This is a genomic window from Streptomyces sp. CA-250714 (assembly GCF_050936705.1).
Lineage (GTDB): Bacteria > Actinomycetota > Actinomycetes > Streptomycetales > Streptomycetaceae > Streptomyces.
In genome coordinates, this window is record NZ_JBNJMI010000001.1 from 2,602,178 (window position 1) to 2,624,703 (window position 22,526).

Annotated in this window: 20 protein-coding genes; all 20 read right to left on the minus strand. The window is 69.8% G+C overall.

Going from position 1 to position 22,526, the window contains the following annotated elements; all coding sequences use genetic code 11:
• Positions 1-19: 19 nt before the first annotated feature.
• The 20 genes from atpD to lysA all read right to left on the minus strand — a co-directional run bounded on the left by atpD (position 20) and on the right by lysA (position 22,517).
• Positions 20-1,462, minus strand: coding sequence for a F0F1 ATP synthase subunit beta (gene atpD / locus ACQEU8_RS11330; RefSeq protein WP_433099473.1), 1,443 nt, complete (start codon positions 1,460-1,462; stop codon positions 20-22).
• Between the two features lie 2 nt (positions 1,463-1,464).
• A complete protein-coding gene (locus tag ACQEU8_RS11335) occupies positions 1,465-2,385 on the minus strand; it encodes a F0F1 ATP synthase subunit gamma (RefSeq protein ID WP_433099475.1) in 921 nt (306 codons plus the stop codon).
• A gap of 2 nt (positions 2,386-2,387) precedes the next feature.
• A complete protein-coding gene (atpA, locus tag ACQEU8_RS11340; protein WP_433099477.1) occupies positions 2,388-3,959 on the minus strand; it encodes a F0F1 ATP synthase subunit alpha in 1,572 nt (523 codons plus the stop codon).
• A 145-nt stretch (positions 3,960-4,104) separates the two neighbouring features.
• The gene (locus ACQEU8_RS11345) at positions 4,105-4,920 is read right to left on the minus strand and encodes a F0F1 ATP synthase subunit delta (protein ID WP_433099479.1); all 816 of its coding nucleotides are present in this window, start codon (positions 4,918-4,920) and stop codon (positions 4,105-4,107) included.
• Complete coding sequence (locus ACQEU8_RS11350; RefSeq protein ID WP_433099481.1) at positions 4,917-5,480, minus strand: F0F1 ATP synthase subunit B; 564 nt, start codon at positions 5,478-5,480, stop codon at positions 4,917-4,919. The genes ACQEU8_RS11345 and ACQEU8_RS11350 overlap by 4 nt, the downstream gene beginning before the upstream one ends.
• 42 nt (positions 5,481-5,522) lie before the next feature.
• A complete protein-coding gene (gene atpE / locus ACQEU8_RS11355; protein WP_016469811.1) occupies positions 5,523-5,780 on the minus strand; it encodes an ATP synthase F0 subunit C in 258 nt (85 codons plus the stop codon).
• Between the two features lie 77 nt (positions 5,781-5,857).
• On the minus strand, positions 5,858-6,688 hold the full coding sequence (atpB, locus tag ACQEU8_RS11360) for a F0F1 ATP synthase subunit A (protein ID WP_433099483.1): 831 nt from the start codon (positions 6,686-6,688) through the stop codon (positions 5,858-5,860).
• Positions 6,689-6,909: 221 nt separating this feature from the next.
• On the minus strand, positions 6,910-7,335 hold the full coding sequence (locus tag ACQEU8_RS11365; protein WP_433099485.1) for a hypothetical protein: 426 nt from the start codon (positions 7,333-7,335) through the stop codon (positions 6,910-6,912).
• A gap of 265 nt (positions 7,336-7,600) precedes the next feature.
• Entirely contained in the window at positions 7,601-8,953 is a 1,353-nt protein-coding gene (locus ACQEU8_RS11370) for an MraY family glycosyltransferase (RefSeq protein WP_433099487.1), read from the minus strand.
• 113 nt (positions 8,954-9,066) lie between these two features.
• Positions 9,067-9,729, minus strand: coding sequence for a protein-tyrosine-phosphatase (locus tag ACQEU8_RS11375; RefSeq protein WP_433099489.1), 663 nt, complete (start codon positions 9,727-9,729; stop codon positions 9,067-9,069).
• Positions 9,729-10,376: an L-threonylcarbamoyladenylate synthase gene (locus ACQEU8_RS11380; RefSeq protein ID WP_433099491.1), complete on the minus strand. Its 648-nt coding sequence runs from the start codon at positions 10,374-10,376 to the stop codon at positions 9,729-9,731. The genes ACQEU8_RS11375 and ACQEU8_RS11380 overlap by 1 nt, the downstream gene beginning before the upstream one ends.
• Complete coding sequence (gene prmC / locus ACQEU8_RS11385; RefSeq protein ID WP_433099493.1) at positions 10,376-11,221, minus strand: peptide chain release factor N(5)-glutamine methyltransferase; 846 nt, start codon at positions 11,219-11,221, stop codon at positions 10,376-10,378. Before prmC ends, ACQEU8_RS11380 begins: the two co-directional genes overlap by 1 nt.
• Positions 11,222-11,240: 19 nt before the next feature.
• Complete coding sequence (gene prfA, locus ACQEU8_RS11390) at positions 11,241-12,311, minus strand: peptide chain release factor 1 (RefSeq protein ID WP_433102314.1); 1,071 nt, start codon at positions 12,309-12,311, stop codon at positions 11,241-11,243.
• 136 nt (positions 12,312-12,447) lie between these two features.
• Positions 12,448-12,672: a 50S ribosomal protein L31 gene (gene rpmE, locus ACQEU8_RS11395; RefSeq protein ID WP_433099495.1), complete on the minus strand. Its 225-nt coding sequence runs from the start codon at positions 12,670-12,672 to the stop codon at positions 12,448-12,450.
• 192 nt (positions 12,673-12,864) lie between these two features.
• Positions 12,865-14,046, minus strand: coding sequence for an LCP family protein (locus ACQEU8_RS11400; protein ID WP_433099497.1), 1,182 nt, complete (start codon positions 14,044-14,046; stop codon positions 12,865-12,867).
• Positions 14,047-14,451: 405 nt separating this feature from the next.
• Positions 14,452-16,524, minus strand: coding sequence for a transcription termination factor Rho (rho, locus tag ACQEU8_RS11405; RefSeq protein WP_433099499.1), 2,073 nt, complete (start codon positions 16,522-16,524; stop codon positions 14,452-14,454).
• A gap of 403 nt (positions 16,525-16,927) precedes the next feature.
• On the minus strand, positions 16,928-17,923 hold the full coding sequence (thrB, locus tag ACQEU8_RS11410) for a homoserine kinase (protein ID WP_433099501.1): 996 nt from the start codon (positions 17,921-17,923) through the stop codon (positions 16,928-16,930).
• Between the two features lie 479 nt (positions 17,924-18,402).
• Positions 18,403-19,482 carry a threonine synthase gene (gene thrC, locus ACQEU8_RS11415; RefSeq protein ID WP_433099503.1) on the minus strand — a complete coding sequence of 360 codons (1,080 nt, stop codon included), beginning with the start codon at positions 19,480-19,482 and terminating at the stop codon, positions 18,403-18,405.
• Between the two features lie 163 nt (positions 19,483-19,645).
• Entirely contained in the window at positions 19,646-20,944 is a 1,299-nt protein-coding gene (locus ACQEU8_RS11420; RefSeq protein WP_433102316.1) for a homoserine dehydrogenase, read from the minus strand.
• A 181-nt stretch (positions 20,945-21,125) separates the two neighbouring features.
• On the minus strand, positions 21,126-22,517 hold the full coding sequence (lysA, locus tag ACQEU8_RS11425; protein WP_433099505.1) for a diaminopimelate decarboxylase: 1,392 nt from the start codon (positions 22,515-22,517) through the stop codon (positions 21,126-21,128).
• Between the last annotated feature and the right edge of the window lie 9 nt (positions 22,518-22,526).

The following is a 22,526-nucleotide window of genomic DNA, read 5'->3' on the forward strand; positions in this document are numbered from 1 at the left end:
CCCGCCGCAGCGTGCGACGTCAGGAGACGCCGAGCTCCTTCGCCTTGGCCTTGAGGTCGTCAAGGCCACCGCACATGAAGAACGCCTGCTCGGGGAAGTGGTCGTACTCGCCGTCGGCGATCGCGTTGAAGGCCGCGATCGACTCGTCCAGCGGCACGTCCGAACCCTCGAGACCGGTGAACTGCTTCGCCGCGTGGGTGTTCTGCGACAGGAAGCGCTCGATGCGGCGGGCGCGGGACACCGTGAGCTTGTCCTCCTCGGACAGCTCGTCGATGCCGAGGATGGAGATGATGTCCTGGAGGTCCTTGTACTTCTGGAGGATCCCCTTGACGCGCTCGGCGCAGTCGTAGTGCTCCTGGGAGACGAAGCGCGGGTCCAGGATCCGGGAAGTGGAGTCCAGCGGGTCCACCGCCGGGTAGATGCCCTTCTCCGAGATCGGACGCGAGAGCACCGTCGTGGCGTCCAGGTGCGCGAAGGTCGTCGCCGGAGCCGGGTCGGTGAGGTCGTCCGCGGGCACGTAGATCGCCTGCATCGAGGTGATGGAGTGACCACGGGTCGAGGTGATGCGCTCCTGGAGCACACCCATCTCGTCCGCCAGGTTCGGCTGGTAGCCCACCGCGGAGGGCATCCGGCCCAGCAGGGTGGAGACCTCGGAACCGGCCTGGGTGAAGCGGAAGATGTTGTCGATGAAGAACAGCACGTCCTGCTTCTGCACATCGCGGAAGTACTCCGCCATGGTCAGACCGGCCAGCGCGACGCGCAGCCGGGTACCCGGGGGCTCGTCCATCTGACCGAAGACCAGCGCGGTCTGCGGGAGCACGCCGGAGTCGGCCATCTCCTCGATCAGGTCGTTGCCCTCACGGGTGCGCTCGCCGACGCCGGCGAACACGGAAACACCCTCGTGCAGCTTGGCCACACGCATGATCATTTCCTGGATGAGGACGGTCTTGCCGACGCCCGCGCCGCCGAACAGGCCGATCTTTCCGCCCTTGACGTACGGGGTCAGCAGGTCGACGACCTTCAGACCGGTCTCGAACATCTCGGTCTTGGACTCGAGCTGGTCGAAGGCGGGGGCCTTGCGGTGGATGGACCACCGCTCGGTCACCTCGGACTCGGCCTCCGGCTCGTTCAGAATCCGGCCGAGGGTGTTGAAGACCCGGCCCTTGGTGACGTCACCGACGGGCACGGTGATCCCCGCACCGGTGTCGGTCACCGGGGCCTGGCGGACCAGGCCGTCGGTCGGCTCCATGGAGATGGCGCGGACCAGCCCCTCACCGAGGTGCTGGGCGACCTCCAGGGTCAGGGTCTTCTTCTTGCCCTCCTGGGCCGGGTCGAGGACCTCGACCGTCAGGGCCTGGTAGATCTCCGGCATGGCGTCGACGGGGAACTCCACGTCGACGACCGGGCCGATGACCCGGGCTACACGGCCCGTAGCAGCGGCCGTCTCAACTGTGGTGGTCATGGTTAGCGGTCACTCCCCGCGTTAGCGTCAGCCAGCGCGCTCGCCCCACCGACGATCTCGCTGATTTCCTGGGTGATGTCGGCCTGGCGGGCCGCGTTGGCAAGCCGCGTCAGCGACTTGATGAGCTCTTCGGCGTTGTCGGTCGCGGACTTCATCGCCCGGCGGGTGGCGGCGTGCTTGGAGGCGGCCGCCTGGAGCAGGGCGTTGTAGACGCGCGACTCGACGTACCGCGGCAGCAGCGCGTCCAGCACATCCTCGGCCGAGGGCTCGAAGTCGTACAGCGGCATGACACCCTTGCCGCCCGCCTCCAGGGCCTTCTCGCCCTCGTCGAAGGAGAGCGGCAGCATCCGGGCGTCCACCGCGGTCTGCGTCATCATCGAGATGAACTCGGTGTAGACGATGTGCAGCTCGTCCACGCCGTCCTCGGCGCTCTGCGCCTGCACCGCCTCGATCAGCGGCGCGGCGACGGCCTTGGCGTCGGCGTAGGTCGGGTTGTCGGTGAAGCCGGTGAACGACTCCTTGACGGGCCGGTTACGGAAGCCGTAGTAGGCCACGCCCTTGGAGCCGACGATGTAGCTGACGATCTCCTTGCCCTCGGCGGCCAGCCGGTTGTTCAGCTGCTCGGCCGCCTTGATGGCGTTGGAGTTGTAGCCACCGGCCAGCCCGCGGTCGCTCGTGATGAGCAGCACCGCGGCCCGCTTCGGCTGCTCCGCCTCGGTCAGCAGCGGGTGCTTGGCGTCGGAGCCCTGCGCGACGGCGGTGACCGCGCGGGTCAGCTCCTTCGCGTACGGCTCGGACGCGGCCACCCTGCGCTGCGCCTTGATGATGCGCGAGGCGGCGATCATCTCCATCGCCCGGGTGATCTTCTTGGTCGCGGAGACGGACTTGATCCGCCTCTTGTAGACCCTGAGCTGGGCACCCATGCTCAGCCCTCGCCCAGCAGCTTGCCGTCCGAGGTCTCGAACTGCGTCTTGAACTTCTCGACCGCGTCGCTCAGCGCCTGGACCGTGTCGTCCGACATCTTGGCGCCCTCGCGGATGCCGGTCATCAGGGCCTGCTCCTCGCGGTGCATGTAGTCCAGCAGCTCGCGCTCGAAGCGACGGATGTCCTCGACGGGCACATCGTCCATCTTGCCGTTGGTGCCGGACCAGATGGAGACGACCTGGTCCTCGGTGGCGAACGGCGCGTACTGCGGCTGCTTGAGCAGCTCGACCATGCGCTTACCGCGCTCCAGCGCCGCCTTGGAGGCGTCGTCCAGGTCGGAACCGAAGGCGGCGAACGCCTCCAGCTCCCGGTACTGGGCCAGGTCCACACGGAGCGACCCGGTGATCTGCCGGATGGCCTTGTGCTGGGCCGAGCCACCGACGCGGGAGACGGAGATACCGACGTTCAGCGCCGGGCGCTGGCCCGCGTTGAACAGGTCGGACTCCAGGAAGCACTGGCCGTCGGTGATGGAGATGACGTTGGTCGGGATGAACGCCGAGACGTCGTTGGCCTTCGTCTCGACGATCGGCAGACCGGTCATCGAGCCCTTGCCCATGTCGTCGGAGAGCTTGGCGCAGCGCTCCAGCAGCCGGGAGTGCAGGTAGAAGACGTCGCCCGGGTAGGCCTCACGGCCCGGCGGGCGGCGCAGCAGCAGCGAGACGGCGCGGTAGGCGTCGGCCTGCTTGGACAGGTCGTCGAAGACCACCAGCACGTGCTTGCCCTGGTACATCCAGTGCTGGCCGATGGCCGAGCCGGTGTAGGGGGCGATGTACTTGAAGCCGGCCGGGTCGGAGGCCGGGGCCGCGACGATCGTCGTGTACTCCAGCGCGCCGGCTTCCTCCAGCGCGCCGCGCACGGACGCGATGGTGGAGCCCTTCTGGCCGATGGCGACGTAGATGCAGCGGACCTGCTTGTCCGGGTCGCCCGAGCGCCAGTTGTCGCGCTGGTTGATGATCGTGTCGACGCACAGCGCGGTCTTGCCGGTCTGGCGGTCGCCGATGACGAGCTGGCGCTGGCCGCGGCCGATCGGGGTCATGGTGTCGACGGCCTTGTAGCCGGTCTCCATGGGCTCGTGCACGGACTTGCGCTGCATCACCGTGGGAGCCTGGAGCTCCAGGGCGCGGCGGCCCTCCGCCTCGATCTCGCCGAGGCCGTCGATCGGGGCACCCAGCGGGTCGACGACGCGGCCGAGGTAGCCGTCGCCGACCGCGACCGACAGGACCTCGCCGGTCCGCTGCACCGACTGGCCCTCTTCGATGCCGCTGAACTCACCGAGGACGACCGCACCGATCTCGCGCTCCTCGAGGTTGAGGGCGAGGCCGAGGGTTCCGTCCTCGAACTTCAGCAGCTCGTTCGCCATGGCCGAGGGCAGCCCCTCGACCTTCGCGATGCCATCGCTGGCAGCGCTGACCGTACCGACCTCTTCGCGCGAGGCCGCGTCCGGCGTGTACGACTGGACAAAGTTCTCCAGCGCGTCCCGGATCTCATCCGGCCGGATCGTGAGCTCCGCCATCTGGGTTCCCTGCTCTCCTTGTTGGGCCCGTAAGTTGCTTCGGGCTCCGGGGGTGTGCGAAATCTCCCCCGAGTCCCTTGTACGGCCCAACTCGGGCCGCTTTCGTGCTTGTTGAGTTGGTTGGCGCTCGGCGCCGGGTACTGCTTCAGCCCGCCATCCGCCGCTGGGCCTCGTCCAGCCGGTCGGCGATCGAGCCGTTGATGACCTCGTCGCCCACCCGCACCGTGATCCCGCCGAGGACCTCGGGGTCCACGTCCAGGTTGAGGTGCACCTGGCGGCCGAGCAGCCGGGCCAGTGCCGAGCCCAGGCGCCGCTTCTGCTCGTCACTCAGCGGCACCGCGGAGGTCACGACAGCGACCGAACGGTTCCGCCGCTCGGCGGCCAGCTTGGACAGGGCTTCCAGCCCGCTGTCCAGGCTACGTCCCCGCGGCTGGGTGACCAGACGCGTCACCAGACGCTCGGTGGCCGGCCTGACCCGGCCCCCCAGCAGCTGGTGCACCAAGGCGCGCTTGGCCTCGGTCCCGGCCGTACGGCTGGCGAGCGCCGCCCGCAGGTCGGGCGTGGAGGCCGCGGTCCGGCCGAACCGGAACAGCTCGTCCTCGACGTCGTCCAGCGAGCCGTCCCGCTCGGCCGCCACCAGGTCGGCGAGGTCCGCCAGCTCCTCGACGGCGTCGACCAGGTCGCGCGGCGCCGACCAGCGGGAGCGGACCATGCCGGAGACCAGGTCGGTGGCCGGCCCGCTGAGCCGGCTGCCGAGCACCTGCTGCACCAGCGAGGCCTTGGCCGCGCCGTCCTGCGCCGGGTCGGTGAGGACCCGGCGCAGCGAGACCTCGCGCTCCAGCAGCGCGGTGACGGCGGCGAGCTCGTCGGCGAGGGTCGCCGCGTCGACCGACGTGGAGTCGGTCAGCGCGGTCAGGCTCTCGCGCGCGGCGGCAAGCGCCTGGCGGCTCGCACCGTTCATCGGGCGGCTCCGCTGGCGTCGGCCTCGGCGGCCTCTTCGAGCCCGTCGAGGAAGCGGTCGATGACGCGGCTCTGCCGGGCGTGGTCCTCAAGGGACTCGCCGACGAGCTTGCCGGCCAGGTCGGTGGCGAGCTTGCCCACGTCCTGGCGGAGCGTGTGCGCGGCCTGCTTGCGATCGGCCTCGATCTGGGCGTGGCCGGCGGCGATGATCTCCTCACGCTGCCGCTGGCCCTCGGCGCGCATCTCGGCGATGAGCGCGGCGCCCTGTTCCTGTGCCTCGGCACGCAGCCGGGCGGCCTCGTGGCGGGCCTCGGCGAGCTGGTCCTTGTACTGCTGGAGTACGTCGGCAGCTTCCTGCTGAGCCGCCTCGGCCTTCTCGATGCCGCCCTCGATGGCTTCACGACGCTCTTCCAGCACCTTGTTGATGCTGGGCAGGAGCTTCTTCCACAGGAAGAAGAAGACGATGGCGAATGCGATCAGGCCGATGACCAGCTCTGGGATCGGCGGAACGAGCGGGTTCTGCGGAACCTCGGTCTCCGCCAGGGGTACCAGGGCGTTCACGTCAGTGCCTTCCGTCGGAAATGGGTTCGTTCGCTCGGTACGTCAGGAGCGGAAGATGAAGCCCATGACGATGCCGATGAGGGCCAGCGCCTCACAGAAGGCGAAGCCGAGGATCTGGTTCTGACGGATCAGACCGGCGGCCTCGGGCTGGCGGGCCAGCGCCTGGGTGCCGTTACCGAAGACGATGCCGACGCCGATGCCGGGGCCGATGGCCGCGAGGCCGTAGCCGACGGAACCGAGGTTGCCGGTAACACCCTTGGCCTCAGCCGCGAGGTTGACCATTTCAAGGGCAGCGGACATGCCGTTACTTCCTTCTCTGTACGGACCGGCGGGGGTTGGCCGCCGGACAGCTGGGGATTGTGCGGTAAAGGGGTTGCTCAGTGTTCCTCGACGAGCGCGCCCTGGATGTAGGTGCAGGTCAAAAGGACGAAGACATACGCCTGGATGAGCTGGATGAACAGCTCGAAGGCGACCATCACGATCGTCATCACGAAGGAGACGGCCGAGTAGGCGATCCCGATGCCGTTGAGCATGTACCAGGTCGCGATGGTGAAGAGGACCAGCAGCATGTGTCCGGCGAACATGTTCGCGAAGAGCCGGACGGCGTGCGTGAAGGGGCGCACCAGCAGGTTCGAGAAGAACTCGATGACCATGACCAGCGGCCGCACCCCACCGGGGAGCGACGGGTCGTATCCGGTGAAGTTCTTGAACGCGCCGACGAAGCCGTGCCGCTTGAAGGTCAGCGGGACCCAGATGAAGTAGACGAGCAGCGCGAGGCCGAGCGGGATCGAGAAGATCGAGGTCACCGGGAACTGTGCGAGCGGGATGACCGACCACAGGTTCATCACCCACACGAAGAAGAAGAGCGCCACCACCAGGGGGACGTACTTCTCGCCTTCCTTCTTGCCGATCGTCTCGTAGACCACGCCGCGGCGGATGAAGTCGTAACCGGCCTCGCCGATCATCTGGAGTTTGCCGGGCACCAGCTTCGGCTTGCTGAAGGCGGCCCAGAAGAACGCCACGATGGCGAACGTGCCCAGAAGGGCGAGCAAGATCGGCTTGTTGAAGTCGAATCCGCCGATGCTGAACATCGGCTCGAAGACGAACGAGTGGAGCCCTGGAGCCTCGAAGCCGCAGCCACTGAAAAGGTGGCAGTCGGTCTCAAAGGCGAGCATCTGGTCAGCACTCACCGCGGGCTCCTTCTGCATGGCGCATGAAAACGGCTACCTCGTTGTGTCGGCGCGGCGTGCGGCCACGGAACGGCACTGGTCTAGGTCTTACGAATCGGGGGCGGCGGCTGATCAGGAGGCGAGAGTGTCCGTTCCGTCCCGTGGGATCCGGAAAGGGAGGGAACTCCACCGTCCCCGTCTGCTGCGCCGCAGTTGGCAACGGACGATAGCAGTTGCTCGAACGAGCGCTTATCCCGCCCCTACGTGGCACTGGCCTTCTCGCCGGAGCCGGAGGAGGGTTCGACGTACATGATCTTCGCCTTCAGATGCGCCCTGCCCTGCGCCGCGACCCACACGATGGTGCCGCCGAGCAGTGTGAACGCGAAGGTCTTGGTGTCGAAAAGGGTGGTATCCCGGAAGACCACCAGCACTACGAACAGCAGCAGAATCTGCGTCGTGTACAGGAGCAGACCCATCGCCTGAAAGAGGTGCGGAAAAGAGCGCGCTGTCCGCTGGAGGACGTAAAGGCCGAGACCCATGAAAAGGATCACGACAAGTGCTCCGGCCGCGGCACCGACCGCGCCCTTGGCTCCTGCGAACACGGCGCTGATCACTGCGGCCACGACACCGGCTACGGCGGTCGGGACGGCGCAGTGCAGGAGCATGCGTGCGTCGTTCGACTGCATGTGGTGGCTCCGGGGAAATCGGGGAACGTGGGTCGTCGATGACGAGCGTAGCCCGGCGTGGAGGACGCGCCTCCCGGCAGAAGAGCCCGCAAGTATGCGGCACTTCGGCTGGCCACCGGGTTTCGTGAACGGTATCACAAACTATTTGATGAGGTCTTTACCTACTTGGTGTGCCCCCTGTCACACGCAGGTGTGACAGTACGCGTCTGCAGCTGACGGCGGCCGCTATGTCTGCTATTGGGGCTTTGCCGGTGCATCGTGCAACTCAGTCATGAGTGTTGATCTTCTTCGGCCGGGTGAACTGCCGGCGCTCCCCGATGGCCGTGGCACCGTTCAGCCCCGCCATCGCGGGCTCGCGCTCCGCCTCATCGGCCGTCTCCGCCGCGGGCGCCGGGTCCTCACCCGGCCCCGGCGGAGTCGCGGCGGTCTCACCGCCCGCCGGCTCCTCCAGGAAGCGCCGGTAGCGCGGCGGCAGCACGCGCTGCGCCCAGGCGGGCACCCGAGGCGTATAGCGCGGCAGCAGCAGCACCACCAGGCCCACCGCGCTCAGCAGCACGATCGCCAGCACGATCGCCAGGCTGGAGGAGCGCACCGAGAAGGCCACAGCGCCGAAGGCGATCAGCGCGGCCCAGAAGTACATGATCAGCACCGCGCGGCTGTGCGAGTGCCCGATCTCCAGCAGCCGGTGATGAAGATGGCCGCGGTCAGCGGCGAACGGCGAGCGCCCGTTCCAGGTGCGCCGCACGATCGCCATCACCAGGTCGGCGACCGGGATCGCGATGATGCTCAGCGGCAGCAGCAGCGGCATGTACAGGGGCACCATCGTGTGCACCGCGGACTTCACCGAGCCGGACTCCTCGACCATCACGTCCGGGTCCACCTGGCCGGTGATGGAGACCGCGCCCGCCGCCAGCACAAGACCGATCAGCATCGATCCCGAGTCGCCCATGAAGATCCGGGCCGGGTGCATGTTGTGCGGCAGGAAGCCCAGGCACATGCCCATCAGCACGGCCGCGAAGAGCGTGGCCGGAGCCGCGGCCTCGATGCCGTAGCCGTACCAGATGCGGTAGGCGTACATGAAGAACGCCACCCCGGCGATGCACACCATGCCCGCCGCGAGACCGTCCAGCCCGTCCACGAAGTTCACCGCGTTGATGGTGATGACCACCAGCGCGACGGTGAGCAGCGTGCCCTGGAAGGGGGTGAGCGCGACATTGCCCACGCCCGGCACCGGAAGCCACAGGATCGTCAGGCCCTGGAGCACCATCACACCGGCGGCGATCATCTGCCCGCCGAGCTTCACCAGCGCGTCGACGCCCCACTTGTCGTCCAGCACGCCGATCAGCCAGATCAGACCGGCGCCCGAGAGCAGCGCCCGGGGTTCGTCGGAAAGGGTGAACAGCTCGCCGATGTTGGTGAGTTGCGAGGCCACCAGCAGCCCGGCGCACAGCCCGCCGAACATCGCGATGCCGCCGAGCCGCGGCGTCGGCTCCCGATGCACGTCACGCGCGCGTACGGGCGGCATCGCACCCGCCGCGATGGCGAACTTCCGCACCGGCCCGGTCAGCAGATAGGTGACCGCGGCCGTGACGCACAGCGTCAGCAGATATTCACGCACCGGAAGGGCTCCCCAAAAGTCTCGCGGGCTGCTCGCGGGCCCTGCAGGCGGGCCGCTTCAGGCCCACACCATAGGACACGCTCGCTCCTGCCTGCTGGTTCTCCGTCGTGCTTCTACGTGTGGGCGGGAACACCCGTCAAGGCGGTGACCACCGGATCCAGCGCCCTGCTGATCTCCTCGCCGACGCTGCGGAAGTACGGAATCGGCGCTCCGTACGGGTCGTAGATCTCGTCCGCCTCCGGGCTGGGCGCCAGCAGCCAGCCGCGCAGCGCCGCCGCCGCATGCACCAGCGCGTGCGCCCGCTCCACCACCCCTTCGGGGCTGCCTGCGGCCGGCAGGGTCGCGGGGTCTATGGCCCGCACCAGCCGGGTGAACTCCTTGAGGGTGAAGGTGCGCAGGCCCGCCGAGTGCCCCATGGAGATCACCTGGGCCCGGTGGTCGCGCGTGGCCGTCAGCACCAGATCGGCCCGGATCACATGCTCGTCCAGCAGCTCGCGGCCGGTGAACCCCGAGGCGTCCGCGCCGTGTTCGAGCAGCACGGCCACCGCGTTCTCCTCCATGGGCGCGCCCTCATGGCCCCATGTCCCCGCGCTCTCGACCACGAGGCCGCCCATGCGGCGCTCCCCGAGCCGTTCGGCCAGGGCATGCCGGGTGAGCCGCTCGGTGATCGGCGAGCGGCACACGTTGCCTGTGGAGACGTGGAGGATACGGAACGCGCCGTCGGCGCCGCTTATGCCGCCGGCCGCGGCCGGCCCACGCCCGGGTGGGGCGGTCACTACGGGGCCACCTCCAGGCCCGGTACGACCTTGCGCAGTTCGTCGGCGTCGATGGCGCCCGCGCGCAGCAGGACGGGCACCGAGCCGGTGACGTCCACGATGGACGAGGGCACATTGTCCTGCGTGGGGCCACCGTCCAGGTAGACGGCGACCGACTCGCCCAGCATCTCCTGTGCCGCGTCGCAGTCCATCGGCGCCGGGTGCCCGGTCAGATTCGCCGAGGAGACGGCCATCGGGCCGAACTCGTTCAGCAGCTCGATGGCGACCGGGTGCAGCGGCATCCGCACCGCCACCGTGCCATGCGTCTCCCCCAGGTCCCAGGTCAGCGACGGCTGGTGCCGGGCCACCAGGGTGAGGGCTCCGGGCCAGAAGGCGTCCACCAGCTCCCAGGCCGTCTCGGAGAAGTCCGTGACCAGGCCGTGCAGCGTGTTCGGCGAGCCCACCAGCACCGGCGAGGGCATACCGCGGCCGCGGCCCTTGGCCTCCAGCAGATCACCGACCGCGTCGGCGCTGAACGCGTCGGCGCCGACGCCGTAGACGGTGTCCGTCGGCAGCACGACGAGTTCTCCGCGCCTGACGGCCGAGGCGGCCTCGCGCAGCCCGGTCGCCCGGTCGGTCGCGTCGGAGCAGTCGTATCGCCGTGCCATTACGGCACCTCCCTGCGTGCGGTGGCAAAACGGGGCCGGTTGTTGAGGTCGGGGTGGTCCGCGGCGTCAGCCCAGCCGCGGTCCTCGGTGAAGATCCAGGGCACCTGCCCGCCCTGGGTGTCGGCGTGCTCGATGACCACGACGCCCCCCGGGCGCAGCAGCCGGTGGGCGGTGCGTTCCAGGCCGCGGATGACGTCCAGGCCGTCCTCGCCGGAGAACAGCGCGATCTGCGGGTCGTGATCGCGGGCCTCCGGGGCCACATGCTCCCACTCGGTGAGCGGGATGTAGGGCGGATTGGAGATCACGAGGTCCACCTGGCCGTCCAGCTCGGTCAGCGCCGTACGGGCGTCGCCCTGGTGCAGCGTCACCCGAGAGCCCTCGACGTTCTTGCGCGCCCACACCAGGGCCGCCTCGTCCAGTTCCACGGCGTGCACCCGGGACCGCGGCACCTCCTGGGCCAGGGCGAGCGCGATGGCCCCGGAGCCGGTGCACAGGTCCACGATCAGCGGCTCGGCCACATCCATGGCCCGTACCGCGTCTATCGCCCAGCCCACCACGGACTCGGTCTCAGGGCGGGGCACGAAGACCCCGGCTCCGACGTGCAGCTCCAGATAGCGGAAGAAAGCACGCCCGGTGATGTGCTGAAGCGGTTCGCGGGCCTCGCGGCGGGCCACCGCCTCCCAGTAGCGCGCGTCGAAGTCGGCGTCGGCGACGCGGTGCAACTCGCCCCGTCCGACACCGTGCACCCAGGCGGCCAGCTCCTCGGCGTCGAAGCGCGGCGAGGGCACGCCGGCGTCGGCCAGCCGTTGGGTGGCCTGCGCCACCTCGGCGAGCAGCACGTTCACTCCGTCCCCCTCCCGGGCGTCACTGAGCGGCGGCCAGCTTGGCCGCGGAATCCGCGTCCACGCACGCCTGGATCACGGGGTCGAGCTCGCCGTCCAGCACCTGGTCCAGGTTGTAGGCCTTGAACCCGACGCGGTGGTCCGAGATGCGGTTCTCCGGGAAGTTGTAGGTCCGCACCCGCTCGGACCTGTCGACCGTACGCACCTGGCTGCGGCGGGCGTCCGACGCCTCCTTCTCGGCCTCCTCCTGCGCCGCGGCCAGCAGCCGGGCGCGCAGGATGCGCAGGGCCTGCTCCTTGTTCTGGAGCTGGCTCTTCTCGTTCTGGCAGGAGACGACGATGCCGGTCGGCTCGTGGGTGATGCGCACGGCCGAGTCGGTGGTGTTCACCGACTGCCCGCCGGGCCCTGAGGAGCGGTAGACGTCGATACGCAGATCGTTGGGGTTGATCTCCACATCCACGTCCTCGGCCTCCGGCAGCACCAGGACACCGGCGGCGGAGGTGTGGATACGGCCCTGCGACTCGGTGGCCGGCACCCGCTGCACGCGGTGCACCCCGCCCTCGTACTTCAGCCGCGCCCACACGCCCTGTCCCGGCTCGGTTGCGCCCTTGGACTTCACCGCGACCTGGACGTCCTTGTAGCCGCCCAGATCGGATTCGTTGGACTCGATCAGCTCGGTCTTCCAGCCGTTGCGCTCGGCGTAGCGCAGATACATCCGCAGCAGATCACCGGCGAACAGCGCGGACTCGTCGCCGCCCTCACCCGCCTTGATCTCCAGGATGACGTCCTTCTCGTCGCTGGGGTCGCGCGGGACCAGCAGCAGCCGCAGCCGCTCGGTCAGCTCCTCGCGGCGCCGCTCCAGCTCCTTGACCTCGTCGGCGAACTCCGGGTCCTCCGCGGCCAGTTCCCGCGCGGTACCGATGTCGTCCCCGGTCCGCTTCCACTCGCTGTAGGCGGTGATGATCGGGGTGAGTTCGGCGTAGCGCTTGTTGAGCCGCCGGGCACCCGCCTGGTCGGCGTGGATCGCCGGATCGGCGAGCCGCCGCTCCAGGTCGGCGTGCTCGCCGACGAGTTCCTCGACCGCCTCGAACATCGTGGCCATCCCTTACTGATGAGTGGGGGGCCGCACCGCCGGGAGGGGCGGGCGGGCACCGGGGGCGCTGAGCACCAAAAGAGCGCCGGGCCGCACTGCCCGGCAGGGGCAGCCGCGGACCGGCGCTGTGGTGTCGCTACTTCTTGGCGCTGCCGGCGCTCTTGCCGAAGCGGGCCTCGAAGCGGGCCACGCGGCCACCGGTGTCGAGGATCTTCTGCTTGCCGGTGTAGAAGGGGTGGCAGGCCGAGCAGATGTCAGCGCGGATGGAGCCGCTGCTGATGGTGCTACGGGTCGTGAACGAGTTGCCACAGGTGCAGCTCACCTGGGTCTCCACGTACTCCGGGTGGATGTCGCGCTTCAAGGTCACTCCTAGGTTCGGGAGGGCACCGGGTCGGGAGACGGGTTGTTTCCCGTGAACCGGGGCCGACGGTCCAGTTTGCCACTGGTTCCCGCACCCCCCAAAACCGGGGGGATGCGCCCGGTATTCCCCGGCTTCCGGGGCCGCCCGATGTCCGTCGGCGATCCGCGCGGCCACCCGGTCCCCGGCCGCGCTTCAGCGGCCGGTCTGCCGCTCGGTGCCCGCCTGGGGAGCCGCCTGGGTCTTGTCCCGCACCACATCGCCGATGTCGGTCTTGTCGCCGGCCGAGCCCTTGGTGGCGGACTTCGGCACCGGCTTGTCGTGCTTGATCGCCCACCAGACCTTCTCGGTCTTGGAGTCGATCTGCACCACGCGGTTCGGATCGTTGGGGTCGTACTGGACCGGCAGTGTCGTCATCTGGATGTCGTCGGACTTGATGCCCTTGAGCATCTTCGCCATGCCGGTGAGCTTGCTGACCGAGTCCAGGTCGGAGTCGGTGGTGATCGCCGAGGTCGCGGTGTCGGCGAGGTCGTAGAGCTTCGTGGGGCTGCTGAAGACGCCGACGCTGTTGACCTGGTCGATGAGCGCCTTGAGGAACGCCTGCTGGAGCTGGATACGCCCCAGGTCGCTGCCGTCGCCCACCCCGTGCCGGGTACGGACCAGGCCCAGGGACTGCTCGCCGTTCAGGCGGTGGGTGCCCGCTTCCAGGTTCAGGCGGCTGTCCTTGTCCTTGATCGCCTTGTGGGTGGTCATCTCGACGCCACCGAGGGTGTTGATCAGCTTCTGGAAGCCCGCGAAGTCGACCTCGAGATAGTGGTCCATCCGGACGCCGGAGAGGGATTCGACGGTCTTCACGGCGCAGGCGGGGCCGCCGGCCTTGTAGGCGGAGTTGAACATCGCCTGCTGTGCCGGAACGGTTCTGCCGCCGTCCTTCCCGCCGCTCTGGCAGCTGGGCCGCTGCACGATGGTGTCCCGCGGTATCGAGACGACGCTGGCCTTGTCGTGCTTCTCGTTGATGTGCAGCACCATCGCCGTGTCCGAGCGGGCGCCGCCCTCGTTCTTGCCGTACTTCGCGTTGGCTCCGGCGCGGCTGTCCGAGCCGAGGACGAGTATGTCCATGGAGCCGTTCGGTATGTCCTCCGGCCGGTCGGTGCCCAGTGCCGCGTTGATGTCGACGCCCGAGATGTTGCCGTCCAGCTTGAAGTAGACGAAGCCGAGACTCGTGCCGCCGAGCACGACCGCCCCCGCGACGGTCCAGGCGGCGGCCCGCACGGCGCGCTGGCGTCCGCTGAGCGGCCTGCGGCGACGGCCGGTGGCACGTATGCCCCGGGAGGGGCGTCCTGCCGCCGTGTCGCCCTCGTAGCTGTCGCCCGCCATGGTCACTTCCCTCAGTCCTGCCTCGTGGCGTCGCCGTTGTCCTGCGTGACGTCGTCCGGTGGAGACGTTGTCCCGTGTGGACGCTCTGTCTCGCCCGAAGGGTTGCACAACAGGTCACCACCCGCGCCAAGAGCGCGTTACGTGACAGCGGCGCACGGACCGGGCCGCAACGCGGCACTGCTCCCGTTTTACCTGCGACGACGTACCCGCGCCTGCCGAGACCAGTCCGGTTACCGGCGAGAAGCCGCTGTGGGCAAGCTCTCAGCAGCCAAAACAGACCGCGAGGGCCGCCCCACCGTGTGTGGTGGAGCGGCCCTCACCGTCATCCGTACGGGCTACAACCCGGCCCGCGGGCCCCCGCTGCCGGCCGCCGGAAGCGGCCAGGCGAGGAAGCGGGAGGCGGCCTCAGTCCTGGCCGTTGCCCGGCGTCGGGGTGTTCTTCTGGATCTGGAGCAGGAACTCCGCGTTGGACTTCGTCTGCTTCATCTTGTCCAGCAGCAGTTCGATGGCCTGCTGCTGGTCCAGCGCGTGCAGCACACGCCGCAGCTTCCAGACGATCTGGAGCTCCTCGTTCGCCATCAGGATCTCTTCCTTACGGGTACCGGACGCGTCCACGTCCACCGCGGGGAAGATCCGCTTCTCGGCGAGCTTCCGGTCGAGCTTGAGCTCCATGTTGCCGGTGCCCTTGAACTCCTCGAAGATGACCTCTTCCATCCGGGAGCCGGTCTCCACCAGCGCCGCGGCGAGGATCGTCAGGGAGCCGCCGTCCTCGATGTTCCGCGCGGCACCGAAGAACTTCTTCGGCGGGTACAGCGCCGTCGAGTCGACACCACCGGAGAGGATGCGGCCCGAGGCCGGCGCGGCCAGGTTGTAGGCACGGGCGAGCCGGGTGATGTTGTCCAGCAGGATCACCACGTCGTGGCCCAGCTCCACCAGCCGCTTCGCCCGCTCGATGGCCAGCTCGGCGATGGTGGTGTGGTCCTCGGCCGGGCGGTCGAAGGTCGAGGAGATGACCTCGCCCTTGACCGACCGCTGCATGTCGGTGACCTCTTCCGGACGCTCGTCGACCAGGACGACCATCAGGTGGCACTCGGGGTTGTTCCGGGTGATCGAATTCGCGATCGACTGGAGCACCGTGGTCTTGCCCGCCTTCGGCGGGGCCACGATCAGACCGCGCTGGCCCTTGCCGACCGGCGAGACCAGGTCGATGATCCGCGAGGTCAGCTGGTTCGGCTCGGTCTCCAGCCGCAGCCGGTCCTGCGGGTAGAGCGGGGTCAGCTTGTTGAACTCGGAGCGGCCCTTGCCGTCGTCGGGCGACATGCCGTTGACCGAGTCCAGGCGGACCAGCGCGTTGAACTTCTCGCGCCGCTCGCCCTCCCGCGGCTGGCGCACCGCGCCGGTGACGTGGTCGCCCTTGCGCAGGCCGTTCTTACGGACCTGGGCCAGCGAGACGTACACGTCGTTCGGCCCCGGCAGATAGCCGGAGGTGCGCACGAACGCGTAGTTGTCGAGGATGTCGAGGATGCCCGCGACGGGGATCAGGACGTCGTCCTCGGAGATCTGCGGCTCGAACTCCTCCCGGCCGCCGCGCCGGCCCCGGCGGTCGCGGTAGCGGCCGCGCCGCCCGCGACGGCCGCCGCCGCCCTCGTCGTCGAAGCTGTCGTCCCGGCGACCGCCGCCGCCACCGGCCTGGCTCTGCTGCTGGCCGCCACCGCCGCCACCGTCGGTCTTGCCGCCACGGTTGCGGTCGCGGTCGCGGTCGCGCTGGCGCTCGCGCTTGGAGGGGCGGTCCTGCTGCTGCTTGCCCTCGCCGGAGGGGCCGCCCTTGCCGTCCTTCTCGGCGCGCTCGGACTTGCCGTCCTGGGCGGCCTGCTTGCCGCCCTCGGCGCCGGACTTGGCGTCCGTACGGCCCTCGGCGGTGTCGGCAGCGGCTTCGGCCTTGGTACGGCGGGCACGGCCGCCCTCCTGGGCCGCCTTGGCGTCACCCTCGGTCTGCCCGGGGATGTCGATCTGCTGCTGGCTGCCCTGCGCCTCCTGCTGCGCCGCCTCGGACTCGCCGGTCCGGGCCCGGGAGGTGGCACGGCGCTTCGGCTTCGCCTCCTCGGCGCCCTCGCCGCCGGACTTGGTGTCCTCGGCGGTCTTGGCCGCCTTGCTCTGCTTGGTGTCGGCCTTGCTGTCGTCGGCTTTGGCGCCCTTGCCCGAGGCGGCGGTGGCGGGCTGCGAACTGCCGCCCGCCTGGCGCTCCTTGATGACCTCGATCAGCTGGCTCTTGCGCATCCGAGCGGTGCCCCTGATGCCGAGGCTTGAGGCGACCTGCTGGAGCTCGGCCAGAACCATGCCCTCGAGCCCCGTGCCGGAGCGCCGACGCCTGGGTGCGGCACCGGAGGCAGGCGTGGCGGATGCGTCCGTAGCGGGCGCCGCGGCACCGTCAGCTGCGGTTTCGGCGTTCACGCCCATCAGATCGGTGGTGTCGCTCACGAAGGGTCCTTCCCTGGAGCGGACGTCGGCCTGTCTGGCTCGGCGACCGGTTGTGCTGTCCGGCTGGGGTCCTGTGTTCGCGGACCTGGCCGGGGCGGTGGTCCCGCCTGGATGTACGGCGGGGAGATCAGTACGTGGGTTCGGCGTGAAGCCTCGACATGGATGTCCTTCACGTCGGCTCCGGAGCGTGTTCGCCCCTACCCGGCAACAGGCCGAGCAGTGAGGGAGGCTCCTGGGAGAAGAGGTGGTCCCTGCTGGGGCTGCCAGGGGAACACGCAAGCACCGCACTCTTCGAACCATCGCACTTTCCTGTGCGGGGTCCACGAGACTGCGAGTGCAGACTTGAGGTTAACACTACCGGATCCAACAAACATTCCCCCTCTCAAAGATCCGCAACCCGCTGTCACCGGGGCCCGCTGTCCGTGCCTCCCGGTGTGTTCCCGGTCCCGTTCCCGGAGTCGTTTTCGCTGGTCCGGGCGGGTGCGGAGAGCGGCAGCACGCTGGCTCCCGCCAGGTCGAGGGCCAGCCGGTTCGCCGTCCAGCCGTCGCCCGCCAGCCGGGAGACCTTGTCGGCCTCGCCCTCGTCAGCGGCCAGCGCCAGCACCGTCGGTCCGGCCCCCGAGATCACGGCGGGCACGCCCTCCGCGCGCAGCCTGCCGACCAGATCGGAGCTCTCCGTCATCGCCGGGGCCCGGTACTCCTGGTGCAGCCGGTCCTCGGTGGCGGCCAGCAGCAGCTCGGGGCGCCGGGTCAGCGCCTCGACGAGCAGTGCGGCGCGCCCCGCGTTGAACGCCGCGTCCACGTGCGGCACGGTACGCGGGAGCAGCCCCCGCGCGGTCTGCGTGAGCAGCGGTTTCGCCGGTACGAAGACCACCGGGACGAGGGATGCGGCCGGTTCCATCCGCAGCGCGCGCGCTGCCCCGCCATCCGTCCATGCCAGGGTAAATCCACCCAGCAGGCAGGCGGCGACATTGTCGGGGTGGCCCTCGATCTCGGTGGCGAGCTCCAGCAGCGCGGTGTCGTCCAGCCGGGCCTCCCCGCCGGTGGTCACGGCGCGGGCCGCCATCACACCGGCGCAGATCGCGGCGGAGGAGGAGCCGAGGCCGCGGCCGTGCGGGATGCGGTTGGCGCACACCACCTCAAGCCCGCGCGGTTGCCCGCCCAGCAGGTCGAAGGTGGTGCGCAGGGAGCGGATGAGCAGGTGGTTCTCGTCGCGGGGCAGGGTCTCGGCGCCCTCGCCCGCGATGTCGATGTGCAGACCGGAGTCGGCGACGCGGACCACCACGTCGTCGTACAGCCCCAGGGCGAGGCCCAGGGCGTCGAAGCCGGGGCCGAGGTTGGCGCTGGTGGCGGGGACGCGCACCCGGACGGCGGCGGCGCGGAACGCGGGACCGGCCATCTCTCGATGACTCTCCTTGGTTTGGGTTTGCGGAGCATCCCCTCGACCGCGGCTGCGCCGGACCGGTCACGGCTCCGCGCTCACCCGCGGTGGGGACGTACGGGAGTCGGGGTGAAACTCAGCCTATCGAAGGTGGGTTCACTGGCGACATAGGGCGCACGGGAGGCGCACGAAGCGTGTCGTGAGCCTCCCTGTGCTTCCGCGCAGTACGCGAGCGTACAGCGCACCGGACCGAACCGCTCCGCCCGTAAGCGGAACCGGCCCGGACGGGACCCGCACAGATGGTCTGCCCAGGGAAGCTGCCCGGGGAAACCAGTCCCTGGCGGAACCGGTTCAGACCAGTGGCGGAGAGTGTCCGGCGCCAGTGCCGGGACCGGCCCGGCGCCGGATCAGGGACCGATGCCGACCTCGGCTCAGGGCCGGTGCCGACGTCGACTCGGGGCTCCAGTGCCGACGTCGGCTCAGGGACCGACGTCGACTCAGGCCAGGCCGAGGCGCTCGGCGGCGGCGTCCGCGTCGATGGGGACGACGATGGGCTGCGGCGCACCGGCCACCGCCCAGTCCGGGTCCTTGAGGCCGTTGCCGGTGACGGTGCAGACGATGCGCTGCCCCGGCTCGACCTTGCCCTGTTCGGCGGCCTGGATCAGACCGGCGACCGACGCGGCGGAGGCGGGCTCCACGAAGACGCCCTCCTGTGCGGCCAACAGCCGGTAGGCGCGCAGGATCTGACGGTCCGTCACAGCATCGATGAAGCCGCCGGACTCGTCCCGCGCCTGCTCGGCCAGCGTCCAGGACGCCGGGTTGCCGATCCGGATCGCGGTGGCGATGGTGCTCGGCTCCTTGACGGCCTCGCCGCGCACGATCGGCGCGGCACCGGACGCCTGGTAGCCCCACATCCGTGGAGTGCGGGTGGCCGGCCCTTCCTGGTGATACTCGCGGTAGCCCTTCCAGTAGGCCGTGATGTTGCCCGCGTTGCCCACCGGGAGGACATGGATGTCGGGTGCGTCACCGAGCATGTCGACGATCTCGAAGGCCGCGGTCTTCTGCCCCTCGATTCGTACCGGGTTGACCGAATTGACCAGCGCCACCGGGTACTTGTCCGACAGCCCGCGGGCCAGCTCCAGGCAGTCGTCGAAGTTGCCGTCGACCTGGAGGATCTTGGCGCCGTGCACCAGCGCCTGCCCCATCTTGCCCAGCGCGATCTTGCCCTGCGGCACCAGCACGGCGCAGACCATTCCGGCCCGTACGGCATACGCGGCGGCCGAGGCCGAGGTGTTGCCGGTGGAGGCGCAGATGACGGCCTGTGCCCCCTCCTCCTTGGCGCGGGTGATGGCCATCGTCATCCCGCGGTCCTTGAAGGAGCCGGTGGGGTTGGCGCCCTCCACCTTGAGGTGGACGTCGCAGCCGGTCAGCTCGGAGAGCTTCTGGGCGGGCACCAGCGGGGTGCCGCCTTCACGGAGTGTGACGGGGGTGGTCCCGGGGGCGACCGGAAGGCGGTCGCGGTACTCCTCGATGATGCCGCGCCACTGCGGGCGCCCCGCGGCGCGCGTCTGTGACATCGGAGGCTCCATGACGGTCACTGTTCCTTGGCTCCCTTACTGACCATTGTCCGGCGCTGCGACCATTGTCCGGCACCGCCGGTCGCGCCGTACCGCTCGCGCTGCTGGGGGCACCTCCCGGCCGGAGGCTGGGGGACGCTCGCCGGGTCGGCGCTCGGCACGTTCACTCCCCCTCGACCCGCATGATGCTGGCCACCCCGCGCACCGTGTCGAGGCCACGCAGGGCCTCGACCGTCGCGCCGAGCGCCGCGTCCTGGGCCCGGTGGGTGACGACGACGAGCCAGGCTCCGTCGTGTGCGCCTTCCTTGCCCTTCTGCCGCACGGTGTCGATGGAGACGCCGTGCTCGGCGAAGACCGTGGCCACCTGCGCCAGCACGCCGGGTTTGTCGGCCACGTCCAGGCTGATGTGGTAGCGGGTGACCACCTCGCCCATGGGCGAGACGGGCAGCTGCGCGTAGGCGGACTCACCGGGGCCCTTGCCGCCGCTGAGCTTGTTGCGGCAGGCGGCCACCAGGTCGCCGAGCACGGCGGAGGCGGTGGGCGAGCCGCCGGCGCCCGGACCGTAGAACATCAGCTGCCCGGCCGCCTCGGACTCGACGAACACCGCGTTGTACGCCTCGCGCACCGAGGCCAGCGGGTGGCTGAGCGGGATCATCGCGGGGTGCACCCTGGCCGTCACCGAGCGGCCGTCCGCGGCGCGCTCGCAGATGGCCAGCAGCTTGACGGTGCACCCCATGCGTTTCGCGGAGGCGATGTCGGCCGCCGTCACATCGGCGAGGCCCTCGCGGTGCACATCGTCCAGCCGTACCCGGGTGTGGAAGGCGATACCGGCCAGGATGGCGGCCTTCGCAGCCGCGTCGAAGCCCTCCACGTCCGCGGTGGGATCGGCCTCGGCGTAGCCGAGCGCGGTTGCCTCGTCCAGCGCCTCGCTGTAGCCGGCGCCGGTGGACTCCATCCGGTCGAGGATGAAGTTGGTGGTGCCGTTGACGATGCCCAGGACGCGGTTGACCTTGTCGCCCGCCAGGGACTCGCGCAGCGGCCGCACCAGCGGGATGGCGGCGGCCACGGCCGCCTCGTAGAAGAGGTCGACGCCGTACTTCTCGGCGGACTCGTGCAGGGTGGAGCCGTCCTCGGCCAGCAGCGCCTTGTTCGCGGTCACGACGCTGGCACCGTGCTCGAACGCCGAGGTGATCAGGGTCCGCGCCGGTTCCAGGCCGCCGATGACCTCCACCGCCACATCGATGTCCTCGCGCGCGGCGAGCGCCGCCGCGTCGGTGGTGATCAGCGCGGGGTCGATACCCGCACGCACCCGGTCGGGCCGGCGTACGGCGACCCCGGCCAGCTCGACCGGGGCGCCGATGCGCTGGGCGAGGTCATCAGCGTGCGTCGTCATGATGCGTGCCACCTCTGAGCCGACGACCCCACAGCCCAGCAGCGCCACCTTCAGCGGACGCGTACGCATCATCTGACCTCTTTTTCTCGACTTCTTCTCGTCCGAGCCGACGTCCGGCCCGTCGGACCCGGCGTTTCCGTCCCGCCGGACCCGGCAATTCATTGCGTCGGACCCGGCGTCCGTCGCGTCAAGTCTCACTTACCGAAACGGAGATTCCACGCCTGGTCCAGTATGTGGGATCTATATCTCGCTAACCGACATCGAGTCGCAGGAGATCTTCCTCCGTCTCGCGCCGCACGATCGTCCGCGCCTGCCCGTCCCGTACGGCGACGACCGGCGGGCGCAGCGCATGGTTGTAGTTGCTCGCCATCGACCGGCAGTACGCGCCGGTCGCGGGCACGGCCAGCAGATCGCCGGGCGCCAGGTCCGCGGGCAGGAACGCGTCCCGTACGACGATGTCGCCGCTCTCGCAGTGCTTGCCGACGACCCGGCTGAGCATCGGCTCGGCGTCGGAGGCGCGGGAGACCAGCGCCACGCTGTACTCCGCGTCGTACAGCGCCGTACGGATGTTGTCCGACATCCCGCCGTCCACGCTCACATACGTACGCAGCCCCTCCAACTCCTTGATCGTGCCGACCTCGTAGAGCGTGAAGGCCGTCGGGCCGACGATGGCCCGCCCCGGCTCCACCGACAGCCGCGGCACCGCCAGCCCCGCCGCCTCGCACTCACGTGTGACGATGTCGCCCAGCGACTTGGCGATCTCGTGCGGCTCCCTGGGGTCGTCCTCGGGCGTGTAGGCGATGCCGAGGCCACCGCCCAGGTCGATCTCCGGCAGCTCGACCCCGTGCTCGTCCCGGATCTGGGTCAGCAGCCCCACCACGCGGCGGGCCGAGACCTCGAAGCCCGCCATGTCGAAGATCTGCGAGCCGATGTGCGAGTGGATGCCGGTCAGCTCCAGGCTCTCCAGCATCAGCACCCGGCGCACCGCCTCGGCGGCCCCTCCGTCGGCCAACGCCAGCCCGAACTTCTGGTCCTCGTGCGCGGTGGCGATGAACTCGTGCGTGTGTGCCTCGACACCCACCGTGACCCGGATCTGCACCGGCTGCCGCCGCCCCAGCCGCTCCGCGGCGTGCGCGACCCTGGCGATCTCCTGGAAGGAGTCCAGCACGATGCGGCCCACGCCGACCTCGACGGCCCGGTGGATCTCCTCGTTCGACTTGTTGTTGCCGTGCAGCGCGATGCGCTCGGCGGGCATCCCGGCGGCCAGCGCTGTCGCCAGCTCCCCGCCGGAGCACACGTCGAGGTTCAGGCCCTCCTCGTACAGCCAGCGCACGACGGCGCGGGAGAGGAACGCCTTCCCGGCGTAGAAGACATCGGCGTCCTGCCCGAAGGCGTCCCGCCAGGCGCGGCAGCGGGCGCGGAAGTCGGTCTCGTCCATGATGTACGCCGGGGTGCCGAACTCCTCGGCGAGCCGGCGTACGTCCAGCCCGCCGACGGTGACGGACCCGTCCGGCGTGCGCTCCACGGTCTGCGCCCACACGCGCGAGTCGAGCGAGTTGAGGTCCGCCGGGGGCGCCGTGTAGTGGCCCTCGGGGAGAACGTCGGCGTACCGGGGCCCTGCCGGGTGTGCGGAACGGCTCATGATCGTGTC